At 66.3% G+C, this 15,995-nt stretch carries 16 protein-coding genes; 6 read left to right on the top strand and 10 right to left on the bottom strand.

Translation table 11 applies throughout. The annotated features are described in order from the left end of the window. Nucleotides 1-4 precede the first annotated feature (4 nt). From trbJ to LAJ50_RS02580, 9 genes are all read right to left on the bottom strand, one after another. On the bottom strand, nt 5-733 hold the full coding sequence (trbJ, locus tag LAJ50_RS02620) for a P-type conjugative transfer protein TrbJ (RefSeq protein WP_138652148.1): 729 nt from the start codon (nt 731-733) through the stop codon (nt 5-7). Next, entirely contained in the window at nt 730-3,171 is a 2,442-nt protein-coding gene (gene trbE, locus LAJ50_RS02615) for a conjugal transfer protein TrbE (RefSeq protein WP_138652146.1), read from the bottom strand. Before trbE ends, trbJ begins: the two co-directional genes overlap by 4 nt. A 14-nt stretch (nt 3,172-3,185) precedes the next feature. Continuing rightward, nucleotides 3,186-3,449 carry a VirB3 family type IV secretion system protein gene (locus tag LAJ50_RS02610; protein ID WP_138652144.1) on the bottom strand — a complete coding sequence of 88 codons (264 nt, stop codon included), beginning with the start codon at nt 3,447-3,449 and terminating at the stop codon, nt 3,186-3,188. Then, on the bottom strand, nt 3,446-3,823 hold the full coding sequence (locus LAJ50_RS02605) for a TrbC/VirB2 family protein (protein ID WP_138652142.1): 378 nt from the start codon (nt 3,821-3,823) through the stop codon (nt 3,446-3,448). Before LAJ50_RS02605 ends, LAJ50_RS02610 begins: the two co-directional genes overlap by 4 nt. Beyond that, complete coding sequence (gene trbB, locus LAJ50_RS02600) at nt 3,820-4,863, bottom strand: P-type conjugative transfer ATPase TrbB (RefSeq protein WP_138652140.1); 1,044 nt, start codon at nt 4,861-4,863, stop codon at nt 3,820-3,822. The genes LAJ50_RS02605 and trbB overlap by 4 nt, the downstream gene beginning before the upstream one ends. Next, a complete protein-coding gene (locus LAJ50_RS02595; protein ID WP_138652138.1) occupies nt 4,860-5,336 on the bottom strand; it encodes a ribbon-helix-helix protein, CopG family in 477 nt (158 codons plus the stop codon). The genes trbB and LAJ50_RS02595 overlap by 4 nt, the downstream gene beginning before the upstream one ends. Further along, entirely contained in the window at nt 5,333-7,330 is a 1,998-nt protein-coding gene (locus tag LAJ50_RS02590) for a conjugal transfer protein TraG (RefSeq protein ID WP_138652164.1), read from the bottom strand. Before LAJ50_RS02590 ends, LAJ50_RS02595 begins: the two co-directional genes overlap by 4 nt. A gap of 220 nt (nt 7,331-7,550) precedes the next feature. Then, nucleotides 7,551-7,814 (bottom strand): EexN family lipoprotein, encoded by a 264-nt coding sequence (locus LAJ50_RS02585; protein WP_138652136.1) that lies wholly within the window; start codon nt 7,812-7,814, stop codon nt 7,551-7,553. Further along, nucleotides 7,811-8,755, bottom strand: a complete 945-nt coding sequence (locus LAJ50_RS02580) for a LysR family transcriptional regulator (protein WP_138652134.1) — start codon at nt 8,753-8,755, stop codon at nt 7,811-7,813. Before LAJ50_RS02580 ends, LAJ50_RS02585 begins: the two co-directional genes overlap by 4 nt. 618 nt (nt 8,756-9,373) lie before the next feature. On the opposite strand from LAJ50_RS02580, the gene LAJ50_RS02575 reads away from it, so the two are divergent. The 6 genes from LAJ50_RS02575 to LAJ50_RS02550 all read left to right on the top strand — a co-directional run bounded on the left by LAJ50_RS02575 (nt 9,374) and on the right by LAJ50_RS02550 (nt 13,843). Further along, a complete protein-coding gene (locus tag LAJ50_RS02575) occupies nt 9,374-10,192 on the top strand; it encodes a GntR family transcriptional regulator (protein WP_138652132.1) in 819 nt (272 codons plus the stop codon). A 39-nt stretch (nt 10,193-10,231) separates the two neighbouring features. Next, nucleotides 10,232-10,870 carry a GntR family transcriptional regulator gene (locus LAJ50_RS02570; RefSeq protein ID WP_138652130.1) on the top strand — a complete coding sequence of 213 codons (639 nt, stop codon included), beginning with the start codon at nt 10,232-10,234 and terminating at the stop codon, nt 10,868-10,870. A 168-nt stretch (nt 10,871-11,038) separates the two neighbouring features. Next, nucleotides 11,039-11,185 (top strand): benenodin family lasso peptide, encoded by a 147-nt coding sequence (locus LAJ50_RS02565; protein ID WP_138652128.1) that lies wholly within the window; start codon nt 11,039-11,041, stop codon nt 11,183-11,185. Nucleotides 11,186-11,232: 47 nt separating this feature from the next. Further along, nucleotides 11,233-11,370: a benenodin family lasso peptide gene (locus LAJ50_RS02560; RefSeq protein ID WP_138652126.1), complete on the top strand. Its 138-nt coding sequence runs from the start codon at nt 11,233-11,235 to the stop codon at nt 11,368-11,370. 47 nt (nt 11,371-11,417) lie between these two features. Further along, complete coding sequence (locus LAJ50_RS02555) at nt 11,418-12,098, top strand: lasso peptide biosynthesis B2 protein (RefSeq protein WP_138652124.1); 681 nt, start codon at nt 11,418-11,420, stop codon at nt 12,096-12,098. Further along, a complete protein-coding gene (locus LAJ50_RS02550; protein WP_138652122.1) occupies nt 12,098-13,843 on the top strand; it encodes an asparagine synthase C-terminal domain-containing protein in 1,746 nt (581 codons plus the stop codon). The genes LAJ50_RS02555 and LAJ50_RS02550 overlap by 1 nt, the downstream gene beginning before the upstream one ends. 17 nt (nt 13,844-13,860) lie before the next feature. Here the strand turns inward: LAJ50_RS02550 and LAJ50_RS02545 are convergent, their stop codons facing one another. Beyond that, nucleotides 13,861-15,915: an Atxe2 family lasso peptide isopeptidase gene (locus tag LAJ50_RS02545; RefSeq protein ID WP_171044557.1), complete on the bottom strand. Its 2,055-nt coding sequence runs from the start codon at nt 15,913-15,915 to the stop codon at nt 13,861-13,863. Nucleotides 15,916-15,995 lie beyond the last annotated feature (80 nt).

The following is a 15,995-nucleotide window of genomic DNA, read 5'->3' as shown; positions in this document are numbered from 1 at the left end:
CCCGTCACTGCCCGTAGAAATGCACCGGATACGGCGTGTACGGGGTGCCCTCGCCGATGAAGCGGCGTCGCACCTCGCGCGAGCGCTCGACCGCCGCCGCTTGGCGCGCCAGCTCCAGCGAGGCGGCACGCTCCTGCGTGAGCTGCAGCTGCTGGCCCTGGATCGTCTGCTTGGCCTGCAGCGCGAGCAGCTGGTTCATCGCCTGCATCGTCTGCAAGGCGCCCTCGGCAGACTGACTGCGGTTGACCAGATCGGTCAGGACTTCCTGATCGTCGCGGACCAGCGCAGACACCTGCGCTTGCATCCGCATCGCGGTATGCAGTCCCTGCAGCGTGTACTTCCAGCGCTCGCGCGCGTCCTGGTACATCTGGTCGCCGCTGATCGTCTCGGCGTACTCCTCCGGGTACAAGATCCGGAACTGGTGATCGAGATTCTGGATGTCGTAAGCCATCCCCTCTGCTTGAGCAATCAGTCGCTGCGTCGTCGCCAGCGCCGAGCGCAACCGGTCGACGACCGTGAAGTCGAGATTCGCGAGGTTGCGCGCTTGGTTGGCCAGCATCTGGGCTTCGTTCTGGAGCTGACGGATCTGGTTGTTGACCTGCTCCAGTGCCTGGATTGCGGTGATCGTGTTCTGGATCAGATTGGTCGGATCGATCACGATCGCCTGGGCGTAGGCGGCCGAGCCGGTGCACAGCGCCGAGGCGAGCGCCAGCGCGAGGACGGTCTTCTTCATGGCAGTTTCTCCTGGGGGTGGATGGACGCTGCGCTGGGCGCCGAGGCCAGCAGCTCGGCGGCCCAGTCCAGACGGCGGTGGCGCAACCACGCGCCGGCGAAGCCCGACGTGCCGGCGTCCTGCAGCACGCGGTCGATGTCGCGCTGATCCTGCGGCGAGGCGGCGGCAGCGAACGCCAGCGCGACAGCACCGAGGTCCAGATCGAACAGGCGGTTGCCGAGGCGCGACTGGTAGTAGTAGTCGCGCTTGGGCTCGGCGGTGGCGACGATCTCGATTTGCCGGCTGTTGAGCCCGAAGCCCTCGTAGATCGAACGGATCTGCGGCTCTGTCGCCTGCGGGTTCGGAAGGAAGATGCGGCTGGCGCAGCTTTCGATGATCGCCGGCGCGATCGTCGAATCCTTGATGTCGGCTAGCGATTGCGTGGCGAAGATCACGCTGACGTTGCGCTTGCGCAGCGTCTTCAGCCATCGGCGGATCCGCGCCGCGAACACCGGTTCATCCAGGAACAGCCAGGACTCATCGAGGATCAGCAGCGTCGGTGAACCGTCAAAGCGATCCTCGAAGCGCGCGAACAAGTAGCGCAACACGGCCAGCACTGCGGCCCGGCTCGCCATCAGGTCTTCCATCTCGAAGCACTGCACCTCGGCACTGCCGAGGCGGTCGTGATCGGCGTCGAGCAGCTTGCCGTGGGCACCGCCGAGCACGTAAGGCGCGAGCGCCTGACGCAGCGTGTTCGATTGCAGTAGCACGGAAAGCCCCGTCATCGTGCGCTGCTCGACCGGCGCGCCGGCCAGGCTTCCCAAGGCCGACCAGACCGCAGCCTTCTCGTCGGGGCCGACCGTTACGCCCTCATGGAGCAGCCGGCCCTCGATCCATTCGGCGACCCAGGCGCGATAGGCGGGTTCGTCGATCTGCGCGAGCGGCTGGAACGCGATGTCGCCATCGCCGCCGAGGTCATAGTGCTCGCCACCCAGGCCCAGGATCGTCGCGCGCATCGAGCGGCCAAGGTCGAAGGCCAAAATGCGCGAGCCGCGGTAGCGCCGGAACTGCATCGCCAGCGTCGCCAGCAGCACCGACTTGCCCATGCCGGTCGGACCGACGACCACGGTGTGGCCGACGTCGCCGACGTGCGTGACCAGCCGAAACGGCGTCGCGCCCTCGGTCCGGGTGACGATCAGCGGCGGTGCATCGAGGTGGGCGTTACGCTCCTGCCCGGCCCACACAGCGGACACGGGGATCATATGCGCGAGGTTGAGCGTCGAGACGATCGGCTGTCGCACGTTGGCGTACGCATGGCCGGGCAGCGACGAAAGCCACGCCTCGACGGCGTTCAGCGTCTCGGGCATCGTCACGAAGCCGCGGCCCTGGATCACGCGCTCGACCTGCCGCAGTTTCTCGTCGGCCGGGTCTGCATCGGCGTCGAGCACCGTCACCGTCGCGGTCACGTAGCCGTAGGCCACCTGATCGCTGCCCAGCTCCTGCAATGCGACGTCGGCGTCGGCCGCCTTGTTCGCCGCATCGGTGTCCAGCAGCGGCGACTCCTGCTGATAGATCGTCTCGCGCAGCAACGCGAGCACGTTCTTGCGCTTGGCGAACCACTGCCGGCGCAGCCGCGTCAGCTCACGCTCGGCCTCGGCCTTGTCCAGGCAGAGATAGCGCGTCGACCAGCGGTAGGCGAAGCCCAACCGGTTCAGTTCGTCGAGCAGTCCCGGCCAGGTGGAGGTTGGAAAGCCCCTCACCGTCGCTACGCGCAGATGGGTCTCGCCGAGCATCGGCGCCAGGCCGCCGATCAGCGGACAGTCGGCCAGCAGCGCGTCGAGATGAAACGGCACCTCGGGCACCGCCAACGGGTGACGCCGCGTCGAGACCGTGCCGTGCAGGTACGTCAGCGTCTGCGCATCGTCGAGCCACGCGATCTCGGGCAGCGCGCCGTCGAGCAGGTCGAGCAGTCGATCGGACTCGGCCTCGAATGCGGCCAGCCGCTCGCGCCAGTCCACGCCGGCCGTCGGCGTGTGCTCGTAGAGCATCCGCGCGGCCCGAGCGCGCGACTCTTCCGGCGGCAGAAACACCAACGTCAGGTGGTAGCCGCTCTCGAAGTGCATTCCGCCGTCCTCGAACGCCGCCCGCCGTTCCTCGTCCACGAGCCAGGACAGCGGCTCGGGAAAATCCGAACGCGGATAGCCGGCTGCCGGCCGGCGCTCGGCCTCGACGAACAAGGCCCAGCCCGATCCGAGCCGGCGCAGTGCGTTGTTGACGCGGGCGGAGGTGGCGATCAGCTCGCCCTGCGTCGCGCTGTCCAGATCCGGCCCGCGAAAGCGCGCCGTGCGCTGGAACGCGCCGTCCTTGTTGAGGACGACGCCGGGCGCGACCAGGCCGGCCCACGGCAGCCAGTCCGCCAGCAGCGCCGGTCGTCGGCGGTATTCGGCTAAATGCAGCATCGCGGCGCCCTCCCCTACGCGTCCAGCAGCGGCCGGTGCCGCAGGTGCCGTGAGAACACGACCATGAACTGCGGATCGACGCGCGCGCCCCACACCGCCAGCGCATGGCCGACGATCCACAGCGCGAGGCCGGGCAGCCATAACTGCATCCCGAGGCCCACGGCCGCGGCGAGCGTGCCGTTGGCGATGGCGACGGTGCGCGGCGCCCCGCCGAGCAGGATCGGCTCGGTCAGCGAGCGGTGCAGCGGCACCTCAAAGCCGGGCAGATCGCCGCTCATACGATGGCGCCGCCGGAGAATGAGAAGAACGACAAGAAGAACGAGGATGCCGCGAACGCGATCGACAGACCGAACACGATCTGGATCAACTTCCGAAAGCCACCGGACGTATCGCCGAACGCGAGCGCCAGCCCAGTGGCGATGATGATGATGACCGCGACGATGCGCGCGACCGGTCCCTGGATCGAATCGAGGATCGCCTGCAGCGGGTCCTCCCACGGCATCGAGGAGCCGGCGGCCTGCGCCGAGCCGATCGTCGCGAGCATCACGGCCGCGAGCAGCAGGCCACGTCGCGCGGCCACGACCAAGTCGCGCAGCGGCGCATGCCGCGCAAACGGAAATACGGAAAAACGCAAAGCAGCAACGTGCGTCATGGCAGGTCTCCGGTAGGACGGGGGTGGGAATCGCCAGGCGACGGTGTCGCCGGTTCGGCTTGAAGCGCATCGACCAGCTGGTAGCCCGACGCATCGACGCCGGCCACGCGGGCGATCTGCGCGATGCGGCGTTTGCGGCCGCGGCCGTCGATATGGACGATGAGGTTGACGGCCTCGGCGATCAGGGAACGCGGCGGATGGACCGCGACCTCGAGGATCAACTGTTCAAGGCGCAGCAAGGCGCCCAAGGCGGAGCCGCCGTGGATCGTCGCGATGCCGCCCGGATGGCCGGTGCCCCAGACCTTGATGAGATCCAGTGCCTCACCGCCACGCACCTCGCCGACGATCACGCGGTCGGGCCGCAACCGCATCGTGGCCCGCACCAGATCGCGCATCGAGACCACGCCGGCGCGCGTGCGCAGCGGCACATGGTCGCGTGCGACACATTGCAGCTCGGTCGTGTCCTCGAGCACGAGCACACGGTCGCCGGTCGCGGCGATCTCGGCGAGCAAGGCGTTGGCGAGCGTGGTCTTGCCCGAGCTGGTGCCGCCGACGATCAGCAGGTTCTGCCGGTCACGCACCGCCCGCACCAGGAACGAAGCCTGCGCCGCAGTCATCACGCCGTCTGCGACATAGCGCTCGAGCGGGATGACGCCGATCGCGCGCTTGCGCAGCGCGAATGCCGGCGCCGGCGTCACCGGCGGCAACACGGCCTCGAAGCGCTCACCGGTCTCGGGCAGCTCGGCCGTCAGCATCGGCCGGCCGCGATGCACTTCCGCGCCGACGTGTGCGGCGACGAGCCGGATGATCCGCTCGCCGTCAGTCTCCGACAGCGCGACGCCGAGCGGCGTGCGGCCGGTCGACTGCCGATCGACCCAGAGGCTGCCATCGGGATTCAGCATGACTTCCACGACGTCCGGATCGTCAAGCGCCGCCGCGATCTGCGGTCCCATCGCCGATCGCAGCATGCGGATGCTGCGCTCGTACGCCGTCACCGACGGTGGGCGCGCCGTGGCTGCGCTCTGCGTCGCCGGGCTCATGACGCGCGCTCCTGCGCGGCAGCTTGCGCGGCAGCTTGCGCGGCGAGATCGTCGAGTCGCGCGGACTCGGGCTGTAGTTCCTCTACGACGTCACGCACGAGGCTGCGGCCGCGCAGCAGGTGGCGGCCCAGCTGCTCGACAAATTCGGTGTAGCGCGCTTTGCCCTGCGCGCGCGCCGCGTTCTGGTGCCCCTCCGGTACCGGCGTGCTGACGGTCAAGAAGTAGCGCACGTACAGCGCGACCGTCTCGATCAGGATGGCCTGGTCGCGCTCGAGCTTTTCGAGCTGGCGCGACAGCCGATCCAGGCGCTTGGCCATCGCCGCCTCGCGCCGGTCGCCGGCATCCGGCGACAGCCACGACGCCAGCGCGGCCGCGACGATCGAGGATTTGGATACGCCCTTCATGGCGGCCAGCTCGTCCAGGCGTCGCGCATGCTCGGGCTGGATGAACAGATTGAGGCGGGCTTGACTCATAGCCGGATACCGTCGTCAGGATCGAGGGACGCCAACCGCGCCGTGCGTTGCAGGGCCGGATCGAAGTGGCGCGGAAGCGGGAGCGGCGCGTCGTCGTCATCCAGCAGCGAGACATCGCTGGCCGGCAGCGCCGGCTCGGCGCGGTACACGGCGACCTCGGACAGCTCAGGCTGTTGGCGCGGACCGCCGTCCTCCGACGCGCCGCTGTTCGCAGCGACCGACGCCAGACCGGCGGTCGGCGGTGACAGCGGCGCGCGGCCGCTCCAGTCGTCAGGCCGCTGTGGCGGCGCATCGGCGTAACGCCCAGCGCTGAGCGCTGGAGACGGCAGCACACGCCGTTGGAAGTTGGCGTCTGCGTAGTAGCGCAGCTTCTTCGCCTTGATTGGCGCGACGCTGGAGACCATGACGACCGACTCGTCCGGCGGCAGCTGCATCACTTCGCCCGGCGTCAACAGCGGTCGTGCCGTCTCCTGACGCGACACCATCAGGTGCCCCAGCCACGGCGAGAGTCGGTGTCCGGCGTAGTTGCGCTGCGCGCGCAGCTCGGTGGCGGTGCCCAGGGTTTCCGAGATGCGCTTCGCGGTGCGCTCGTCGTTGGTGGCGAACGTCACGCGCACATGGCAGTTGTCGAGGATCGAGTGGTTCTGGCCGTAGGCTTTGTCGATCTGATTGAGCGACTGCGCGATGAGGAAGCTGCGGATGCCGTAGCCGGCCATGAAGGCCAGGGCCGTCTCGAAGAAGTCCAGTCGACCCAACGCCGGGAACTCGTCGAGCATCAGCAGCAGCTTGTGGCGGCGCGCGATACCGTCGCTGCCGTCGAGCGATTCGGTCAGCCGGCGGCCGATCTGGTTGAGGATCAACCGGATTAGCGGCTTCGTCCGCGAAATGTCCGAAGGCGGCACCACCAGATACAGCGACACCGGATAGTCGGCCGAGATCAGGTCGGCAATGCGCCAGTCGCAGCGCGAGGTGACTTCGGCGACCGTGGGGTCGCGGTACAGCCCCAGGAACGACATCGCCGTAGACAGCACGCCCGAGCGCTCGTTGTCCGACTTGTTGAGCACTTCGCGTGCGGCCGAGGCGACCACGGGATGCGGCGCGTCGCCCAGGTGCTGCGTCGTCATCATGCGGTGCAAGGTCAGCTCGAATGGGCTGGCCGGGTCCGACAGGAAGTTGGCGACGCCGCGCAGCGTCTTGTCCTCGCCTGCGTAGAGCACGTGCAGGATCGCGCCGACCAGCAGTGCGTGCGAGGTCTTCTCCCAGTGGTTGCGCCGTTCCAGCGCGCCTTCCGGGTCGACCAGGATGTCCGCGATGTTCTGCACATCGCGCACCTCTTGCGCGCCGCGCCGCACCTCCAGCAGCGGGTTGTAGGCCGCCGACTGCGCATCGGTCGGGTTGAACAGCAGGCAATGCGAAAAGCGCGACCGCCAGCCGGCGGTGATCTGCCAGTTCTCGCCCTTGATGTCGTGAATGACCGCGGACGCGGGCCAAGACAGGAGCGTCGGCACCACCAGACCCACGCCCTTGCCCGAGCGTGTCGGCGCAAAAGTCAGGACGTGTTCCGGGCCCTCATGGCGCAGATAGTCGTTGCGGTACTTGCCGAGGAAGATGCCGGCAGGCTGGTCAAGGCCGGCTCTACGGATGTCGGCGGCGTCGGCCCAGCGCGCCGAGCCATAGGTCGTGACCCGCTTCGCCTGTCGCGAGCGCCACAGCGACATGGCGATGGCGACGACCACGGCCAGAAGACCGCTACTGCCAGCGATCGCACCGCCGAGGTCGAAAATCGTCGGCGCGTAGGCGTCGAAAAAGAACCACCATTCAATGAGCCGCCACGGGTGGTAGACCGGTGTGCCGGCCAAATCGAACCACGGCGCACCGAGGCGTGGCTGGTAGCCCAGGGCGGCGGCCGTCCACTGCGTGGCGGCCCACACGCCGGCGATGACGATGCCGAATACCGCGGCGATTTGTCCAAACAGGACCTGCGTGCCCTGCATCGCGACCTCCGACTCCATCCAATCGACGCGCGACACGAAGACGTGCCGCACGCGCAAAAATCGGTGCAGAGTCGGTGTCGGTCAAAGACCGTTTTCAGCATGACGGCCGATGAAAATGGAAGGATTCGCGTGCAGTCGAAGACGCGACAAACAAGGCGTGCGCCAGCGCGCTACGGCGTGTCAGCGAGAAAATCGCCGACTCACCCGATCCGGCCGCGCATTAGAACTTCGGCGGCTCCTTCGGCGGCGTATATGGCGCCGTGCCGTCGCCGATGAACCGTTTGCGCGTCGCCTCGGCCACGCGGATGCACAGCTCCTCGCCGACCTTGCCGCGTTCGAGCCGGCACTGCTGGCGCAGTTCCTTAAGCCGTACCGGATCGGCCGCCAATTCCTCGACCGTCGGTAGCGCCGTTCCGGTCGGCGCCGGCGTTTGGCCGCACGCCGCCACCGCCAGCGCCCACGGCAGTAGTACAGTCCGCTTCATGACGTGATCTCCTCCGGGCTATCGGGTGTGGGCGCCGCGACGCTGCTGGTCGCATCGCGCGTGTCCAGATTCGCGACCCGCTCCACGAAGCGCGACAGCACTTGCGATGGGGCTCGGGCCGAGCGCAGCAGATAGGTGGTCAGCATCGGTGAGCGACCGGCGAGCGGACGCGCCACGACGCCCGGGTGACCGATGGCCGCCAGTTGCGACGCGCCCGACAGACCGAGCGCGAAACCAGCGGCGACCAAGGCCATCATCAGCTCGAACGACGCCACGCGATCGACGATGAGCGGGTCCAGATCCGCCGCGCGCAGCGCTCGTTCGACCTGCCGCGCGTGGCCCTCGCACACCTGCGGGTCGCACAGCACCAGCGGGTAGCGCAGCAGTTCGTCGAGCGGGATGCGCGCCACAGCCGCCAGTTCGTGCCGGGCCGGCACGGCGACGACCAGCGGCTCGCTCCACGCCGGCTCGGCCAGAAGCCGCTCCCCGACCTCATCGGACTGCGCGAACCCGACGTCGTACAGATCGTCCTGCAGCCCTTTGATCTGCTGTGCCAGCGGCACCTCGTACAGCCGGAAGTCCACATCAGGCTCTTCCTCGCGGCAGCGCGCCAGCAACACCGGCAGGCGCGAGAGCGTGATTCCGTCGGACAATGCGATGCGCAGCTGCGCCTCGCAGCCATTTGCGCCGGCGTGGGCGGCATCACGAGCCTGCTGGAACGCCGCGAAGACGCGCGGGACGTGCTCGAGCAGCAGCGTGCCGGCGCGCGTCAGCCGCGTGCTGCGCGTCGTCCGCACGAACAACTGCACGCCGAGGTCTTCCTCCAGTTCCTTGATCGTGCGCGAGAGGGGCGACTGCTCCATGTGCAGCCGCTCGGCGGCCCGAGCGAAGCTCAGTTCTTGAGCGACCGCAAAAAAGCAGCGCAGATGGCGCAGTTCCATCGTCCAGCCTCCCGGTGGTCTGGATGCGGCCCGAAGCGTTCGCACAGTTCGCGCGTGCAGATCACAGAGCGCTCGCCCCGAGCGCATCGGTTCCCGCGGGAGGGGCAAGCGGTGGCGCGTCAGCGCCGAGCGCGTTCGGAACCTTGGCAGCCAGTGTAGCGCCGCCTGCGGGCCTGCCGTATACATTTTCCTGCCGACAACCGGCCCGAAGGGGCCGTCAGTCGGGGCGTCGCCATTCCTCACGGATACTCACACCGCGACGCGCCGGACGACCCGCGAGCCGTTTCGTACGAAAGGCGACGTCAGCGCGACGGTCCGGTGTGTAGGACTTTCCCTACACGGATTCGGGGCGTTCCCCTACGCACCAGCGAGCCGCATGCTCGATGCCCGCCTCTTTTACGTGCCCGCACCTACGGCGTGTGCTGTAGCTCACGGAAATGGGCGACGTCGCATCGATAGGCTCGTTTCCAGGGGAGGGAGCGACACGTAGAAGGATCTTTTCGATGAGAGCCAGGTGCTCGCGGAGCGAGCGGCCGTGCAACGAAGCGCGGCACTGGAGGATGGACGCGGTATCCGTACGCCGCATCCTCCGGCCACATCGTTGGCGAGGGGCTGGCGATGGATGACCGCCTGCCCGCGAACGAACGGGTGCACGAGCACATCCGGCAGGCCACGCGCGACGGGCATGTCTGGCCAGGCGCGGGCCTGGACACGGCGGCCATCGCGCGGGCGTTCAACACCACACCGATCGAGGTGCAGTGTGCGCTCCTGCGCCTTGTCGGCGCCGGCCTGCTCGTAGACGACCCCCGCTATCGGCTGCGCGCCTTCGTCTTCCGGCGCATCCGCAGGGCGCTGCAATGCGGCCGATACCGTCCAGCGGAACCTCTGGAGCCCACGGCGATGGCCCAGGCGTACGGCAGCGGCCGGAGCGTGATTCGGTTCGCGCTCTATCGCCTGCTCGGCGAGGAGGTGGTCGAGCTGGACGCCGCGCGCGCGTTTCGTGTGCCGCCGATCACCGAGGCCGTGCTGCTGGACCACTACGACTTCGCTCAGTGGTGCACCGATCGGGCGTGCAACCTGCTCGCGGTGCTGCCGAGAGAGCCGTCTCCTGCCACGACCACGGCTACCGGGGTCAGCGAGGACACCGACCTGCCAACGCAAACGACGATCTTCTTCGAGCAGATGCCGCCGGCCGCCGGAAGCGTGCTGCCGGCCGACATCGGGCGGATGAACTGCCTTCTCGGTCCGGTCCGCCCGGCGGAGTTTGCACTGATCCCCGACGCATCGGCGGAACTGTCGCAGTTGCAGGAAGCATGGCAGCGGCGCGACCTCAAGGCGTTGAAGGCAGCGCTGTCCAACTACCTCGCGCGCCGCAGGCGAATGGCGGCCGACGTCGTCGAGCTGCTGAGCACGTCGCCGCCCGCATCCCGACGCTGACCGCTGCGCGTGGCGAGATGCCGTGGAGAGGAGCTACTGATGGAAGCCAAACACTCAAAGGTCGAGCAGATTTGTGATGCCATTCGGCTCGGCCTACATAAGGGCCGCTATCGGCCGGGCGTCCGCATCGATCCCGCGCCATTGGCGCAGAAGTACCGCACGAGCCTGACGCCGGTCCGGTCCGCGTTCTACTGCCTTTGCTCCGATGGTGTACTCGAGGCTCATGGCCGAGCCGGCTACCGCGCTCCGCTGCCCACCGAAGTCAGCCTGCGCGGCCAGTACAACTGGATGGAGTTCTTGTTGATCCACTCGTGCAATCTCACGCCGGCCGACAGCGAACCCGCCGGTGGACCCGCGTTCAACCGGCGCGGCGTGGATGCGGTCTTGCTGACCCGGCAACTGTTCGATGCGATCGCGTCAGGCACGCAGTGGCCGGATCTGAGCAGAGAGGCGCGGCTCGCGAGCGACCGGCTCGCCGCGGCACGACATACCGAGCGACCGTTTTGCAAAGACGCACTCGAGGAACTGGCTGATATCAACCGGCTGTGGCTAAAGCGAGACCTCCCACGCCTTCGCCAGGCGTTGTTCGAGTACCACCAGCGCCGCAGAGAGCTGGTGCCCCGAATCGTTGCGGTGATGGCCCGTCACGCTGCGAAACAGGACGGACCAAAGCAATGAACGCGCCATTCTAATTTTGCTAGAGGTTTCAACAGAATAAGCATGCCTCTCGAAATTTGTTAAGAATTTCTTAGTGATTTCGTCGAAATTACGTGCAAATCACGAAAAGTAGGTTCTCAAATAAATGCGCCATGACAGCCATGGCATACCCCAACCCAGGAGATCGACATGAAGACCAGCAAGAACCACGCTTCGCCGGAGGCGAAGAAGCAGGACGTCATCGTGCTCGGCGCCGTGAGCACGGAGACCAAGGGCAACCTGTCCAAGGACGAGACGGTCGGCGGCATTCGCCCGGCCGGCATCTCCGACGAGTAAGCGGCTCGCGCCGCAGCCCCCCCCCAACGCTAATAGGAGACCTCTCCATGAAAGTCCTCAAAGATTGCGAGGGGCGCATCCCCGCCGTCATCGTGCTCGGTGCCGTGAGTACCGAAACGAAGGGCGTCCTCTCCAAGGACGAAACGGTCGGTGGTATGCGTCCGGCCGGCATTTCCGACGAGTGAGCATCGTGAGGCGCGCCGACAGGCGCGCCTCACCCTAGGAGAAGTTTGTGCCTTACCGACTGCGCGACGACCTGAGCTACTGCTACGTTGACGGCGGGCTGATCTTCCAGGACGTCGATCAGGATCGCTACTTTCGGCTTTCCGATGACATGGAGCAGGCACTCATCGCCTTGCTCGAGAGCGATGGTAGCGCGGAGGCCGACGTTCGCCCCCTGGTTGAGGCCAACATCCTTGCAAATGGGCAGCCTGAGCCAAGACACCAAGCGAGGCTTGCCTTGGAATGCCCTCGACGGAGTCTGGTCGAAGGCAGGTCCTCGTCCCGAAGAATCCCATTAAGCACGTTGATCGAATCCTTCGCGATTGTGTGCGCCACGCAGTGGCAACTGAAGCGACGCAGGCTTAAGCACGTTCTCGACGCGCTTGTCGCATACCGGCGAGAGCATGCGTCATCCTCCGACACGGTAGCTAACGATGCTCGTCAGTTGGGTCTGACGGAGGCAGTGGAGGACTTTCGTCGCAGTCGTCGCTACGTCCCTGTCGATCCAATCTGCCTTCTTGACTCGCTTGCGATGACGCGATTTCTTGCCAAGCGAGGCTTGCACGCGAACATTGTCTTCGGCGTCACGAGCAATCCGTTCTCGGCGCATTGCTGGGTCCAAGCCGGTGATCTGGCTCTCAACGATACCGTCGGACACACCAGCGCCTTTGTCCAAATCCGGGTCGTCTGATGAGCTGCTCCTACGTCGTCCTGGTTGAGCGCGAAGGCCCCGCCGGATGCGGGATGGATGGACAAACCGAACGTGGCCTCGAGAACGCCGGCATGCGGCTTCGCTGCACCTTGGGTCCGGTCAAGGTGTTCGCCCAGGAGCAAACTTCGATCCTCCTGCTGCCTGGAAATGGAGTTCTGATCGGCCGTTTATTCACCAGTACTGGCAGGTCCGTCGCGGACGGCGGGCGGCTTCCAGCGCTCGCGCAACCGAGTCAGCTCCGCGAGCACTTGCTCAAGCACTTCTGGGGCGAGTACGTGCTCGTGCAGCCTCCGATCGATGGCGCCGCAGGCATTACCGTCACGCGGGATCCTTCCGGTGGCGTAGGCTGCGTCTACGTTCTTCGGAACGGATCTGGATTTGTCGCCTCCGACATCTCCGTGGCGACTGCGGCTGGGCTGTATCGAAAGCAGATCGATTGGGACTCCATCGCCTACCTGCTGACGTTCCCCAATCATAAGGTGCACCGCACCGCGCTGGTCGATGTCCATGAACTGCTGCCTGGCTGCTCGTTACAGCTTTGTGGGCAGGAAATCACTAGATCGCTGATCTGGTCTCCTTGGAATCACGTCGCCGCTGGGAAACGCCATCGCGACTTCAGCGAAGCGGCAGCCGACGTTCGCTCCGCCGTCCTGATGGTCATCAAAGCATGGGCAAAGATCGACCGATCGATCCTGCTTGAGCTCTCGGGCGGCCTGGACTCTTCGATTGTGGGCGTGTGTCTGCGTCAGGCACGCGTCCGTGTGGCCTGTTGTACGCTCGTCACGCCAGTCCCCGGCGCAGACGAGCGTCACTACGCTGAGCAGATCGCCAATCGTCTCGGCGTCAACCTTCACGCAGTGGAACTGAAGTATGAAGACGCACGCTTCGACTTCGCGTCCCCGGCCCACCTGGCGAACCCAAGCATCACCGCTCTGCAGCACGCCACGGATTCTGCATTCGATGCGATGGGCGACAGTCTTGATACGGGCAGCTTCTACTCCGGCGGCGGCGGCGACACAGTGTTCGCGTTTCTGGGAACCGCGGCGCCTGCCGCGGATGCGGTCAGAGAATGTGGCCTTTCGGCAGGCGTTGCCGCGGTGCGGGACCTTTCCGCCCTGCACGAATGCACCTTCTGGAAGGCGGCCCGGCTGACGGCGCGCAAGCTCGCAAGGCGGCGGAGGAACCTCGATAGACCGGACGGATCGTTCCTCAATCGAGCCAGGATTTCGCTCGACGCGCAAGATCATCCCTGGTTTGCCGCCGCCCCGGCCGACGCCCTGCCTGGCGACCGAGAGCGAATCTTCGATCTAGCCGGCACCCAGGCCTTCCGAGATTACCTGCCGCGGGGCATGCGTCGGCCGCTACGCATGCCGTTGTTGTCTCAACCTGTTGTCGAAGCCTGCCTTCGAGTCCCCACCTGGATGTGGATTCGCGACGGCCTCAATCGCGCCGTCGCTCGGGCCGCGTTTGCAGACATGCTGCCCAGGGACATCCTCGAACGCAGAAGCAAGGGCACATTCGTCAACTTCTCCGGCGGCATCTACCGCCGAGGCAAGGACCGCATACGGGAATTCCTGCTTACCGGCGTGTTGCGGGAGCACGGCATGCTGGATACCGACGCGCTGAAGGCGTTCTTCGCGACCGATCTGCGCTCGGGCGATCAGTCGCTACAGCGAATCTACGACCTGTGCATGGTGGAGAACTGGGTTCGCCAGCAATCCTAGCGATCCGCGCGCCCATCCTACTCCGGGCTCGCTGCCTGCCTCATGGAGCGCCAGTGGGCGTACTGCGCGGCCTTGGCGGGATCTGCATCCTCGACACCCTTGAGCCAGAACAGGAACCAGTCAAGGTTTCTCTGATATGCAGCGATTTTGTGCCGCGGCTGGAACATCTGGTGCGGCTCGTGCGGAAACACGTACAGGTCAGCCCGATGGGCGCGCATCAACGGAATAGCGTAGTCGATCGCATACAGATACTCCTGCTCGGGCATCTGCATCAGGACCGGGATGCGGATTTCATCGAGGTAGAACGCAGGTGAAAGCAGCCGCCAGCGGTCCATCGTCTCCCCTGGTGCGCCGAGCTGCCACGATTCCCGCAATCCGGCGAGGAACGCGTCGCCCTTGAGGCTGCCGATCAGGTAGTAGGTTGGGGAAATCTGCGGGGATGTTATCGATGCGGCAGCGAGCAGGTCCGAGTGCGCGGCCGTCCACATGGTGACCTCACTGCCGAAGCTGAGCCCTCCCATCCCGACCCGTTCGTGGTCGATCTCACCACTGTCGGCCAGCAACTGGGCAGCGCTCTCGACCGCAGAGCGTCCCAGATCGTAGCGCTGGACCGCATCCAGAATGCGCCCAGGCGCGCGGTTGATGCACAGTGCGGCGATGCCTGCCGACGCCATCGACGCCAACGGCCATTGGTCGCCCAAGCCGCCGCGCAGGAACCCGTCGCAACTGTAGTAGGTCACGAACAATGGCGCCGGACCGGTGCCATCGAGCTTGGCCGGGAAGAACTGGCCTGTGAACGCGTGCCCGCTCGCGTCCGACCAGCGTAGGAGGCGAGCCCGCATTCCCCGCTCCAATTCCCGCGCTAGCGCGGCGTTCGGGTCAAAAAGGACGCGACGTTCTCCGGTGATGATGTCGATCCGCTCCAGACGTGGCGGCCGATCAGCCTCCGAGGCCACGCAGGCAAGCGCGTCGTGCGACACGCCGCATTCGGTGTAGGGGTCACGCCCGCCGCTAATGAGCCCCGTCGAGCGCACGACAGTTTGGACCTGATCAGTGCCCACTGACCAACGAAATACCGACTGGGCCAACCCTTCCGTTGGGTCCGTCACCGTATAGAGCACGTCGTTGCTGTCCGGTCGCCACGTGACGCCGCTGATGGCCTTGCCATTGCATAGTTCGGCCCGGCACACGGCGGGCTTTCGATCCCTCGGGCTCGCCAGCACGTACAACCGACTGCTGGGTGCTTCCGATGGTTGGCCAGACTCATCGTCGCGTGTGACCAATGCGATCTGCCCATCGAGCTCTCGCGGCGCCAGCTTCCATACCTGGCCCAGCCTCGACGGAAGATCGGATGCAGCAGGCGACGCCGGCAGCGCCTCGCCGGCGGCAAGTTCTCGCCGTGTTCGTGTGGCTAGATCGACGGCCCGCCAACCGACCGGGGCGTCTGACAGCAGCGATCCCCGATCAAACCAGCTTCCCACGTAGCGTTGCGTCGCTAGCCGTCCTTCCAAGTTGCCGGAGCGGAACAAGCCTTGTCCGACCGGCACGCTCTGGTCGATGTGGATTCCGCTGTCGTACTCGGCTTGTTCCGCCGCGATCACGTCTTCGCGCGATGCTCCGACGCTGTATGTCAGAACGCGGCCGTCACGACTGAGAGAGAATTCGCGAACATCCGCAGGATCGATCGCAATTGGCTCGGCGCCCGAGCCGTCCGCAAAGGCGCGCCAGACCTCGATCCGGCCGTCGATGAGTACCCGGTAGTAGATCGACCGTCCGTCCGGCGACCACGTTGCGACCGCCGGCAGCGAGATGCCTGCGGAGTTGCGCAACGGGACGCCGCCGTCCGCGACACGAATAGGAGGCGAGGCACCATCCATGCTTTGCACGTACCACACACTGTCGTAGGTGTTGCGCTCGACCGACGCCTGTTCGAGACGGAACGCAACGTAGCGTCCGTCCGGTGATATCGCCGGGCTCCCGAGATCGGCCACTTGCAGCAGCTGTCGCGGCGAGATGGCGTGAGTCTCGGGAGTGCAGACCAACGCCGCGCTCAGTACGGTCAGGGCCAGCACGCATCTTGCGGTCTTCGTCGTCCAAACTATTGCCACACGTTCGCTCCGATGTCGTCGGTGTCTCAAATGGCGCACGTTCC

The sequence above is a fragment of the Pseudoxanthomonas sp. X-1 genome, assembly GCF_020042665.1.
Taxonomy (GTDB): domain Bacteria; phylum Pseudomonadota; class Gammaproteobacteria; order Xanthomonadales; family Xanthomonadaceae; genus Pseudoxanthomonas_A; species Pseudoxanthomonas_A spadix_A.
The sequence above is the reverse complement of the archived record's forward strand: the minus strand, read 5'-3'. Positions and strand labels throughout refer to the sequence as shown.